Annotated in this window: 1 protein-coding gene; it reads right to left on the minus strand. The window is 42.2% G+C overall.

Translation table 11 applies throughout. From position 1 onward, the window contains the following. Positions 1–58: 58 nt before the first annotated feature. Positions 59–1,216 (minus strand): diguanylate cyclase, encoded by a 1,158-nt coding sequence (locus Q1A70_RS19955; RefSeq protein WP_363318259.1) that lies wholly within the window; start codon positions 1,214–1,216, stop codon positions 59–61. Between the last annotated feature and the right edge of the window lie 67 nt (positions 1,217–1,283).

Raw genomic sequence — 1,283 nt, forward strand, 5'->3', positions numbered from 1 at the left:
CGCAGGCTCTTTGGCATCTCGAATTAATGATAACTTTCAAGTTCTCAAGCCTGCATCTTCAAGTTGAACGAGTATACGCGTGAGCGTTGTAATTGGTTTCAATGCTTGAATAACAACAGTAGCCTTTCGACGACGTTTTGGCTTGATACATTGCTTCATCAGCAGCTCGGAGCAAATCATTCACGTTTTTGCCATCGCGGGGAAAGGTCGCAATACCAATACTGGTCGAGGCCATGAGTGACTCACTGTTAATAAGGAAGGGTTCACGTAAGCCATCAATCAATTTGTTGGCAACAATGACGGCGTCTTCTTCATTGGCTAAGTTTTCTAATAGAATCGTAAATTCGTCGCCACCAAAGCGTGCCAGCATATCGCTCGTTCTTAGGCTGGTTCCAAAGCTTTCTGCAACGGCGATAAGTAATTTATCACCAAATTCGTGACCCAATTCATCATTGACGCGTTTAAAGTCATTGAGATCCAAAAACAGTATTGCCACAACCCTATTCGCTCTGGCGGATACCGATAATGCATGAGTGGCTTGCTTAATAAACATTCTTCGATTCAATAAGTTAGTTAATGGATCGTTAAAAGCATATTTCTTCAGCTCGTCTTTCGAACGCTCAAGGCTATTGGTACGCATTTTGACTAGATTTAATAGCATGCGATGGTTATTTGATAGCGTGATAATGAGTAATACGCACAGTGAAGCTATTATCGCTTCATAGATAACAAAGGTGGCTGAGTCGTTGGTGATTAATGCATCTATCATACGGTTCGAGACTGACAAAACGACGTGCCAATCTCGTCCGGCGACTTGTTGAATGAAAGAGAACGCCAAAAAACCTTCGTCAGTCGGTACCTCATTGTCAGGTGAATACTGATAGATCAACTCACTACTGTCGCTATTATCGAATATTGTCACGTTCATATAATCTGCACTGATGTTGTTAATACTGGTCATCACAATATCGTTAACAACAAAAACACCGACCGCAAAGCCCTCCAGTTTTAAAGTACGCGTTAAGCGCTCATTGCTAAGAGAAGGCCCCTGATTAATGGGAGAGAATATAAGAAAACCTGCTTGGTTATTGTCGATTTGAACGAGCTGGATGGTTTCAGTTGCGATAGGAGAATTGATATTTTGCGCATGAATCATTGCTGCGCGCCGCTTGGCATTGGAAAAAACGTTGAAACCAAACGCTTTTATATGGTTCATCGCAGCTTTCCGGGGAAAGCCGCTTTTATCTTCAAGAAGAAGTAGTCTGTATCTCGATACCCATATC

Origin of the sequence: uncultured Vibrio sp. (genome assembly GCF_947488985.1) — a bacterium.
Lineage (GTDB): Bacteria > Pseudomonadota > Gammaproteobacteria > Enterobacterales > Vibrionaceae > Vibrio.

Coding starts and splice junctions, on each gene's coding strand:
- Q1A70_RS19955 (WP_363318259.1), bottom strand. CDS start 1,216: ATGAACCATATAAAAGCGTTTGGTTTCAACGTTTTTTCCAATGCCAAG.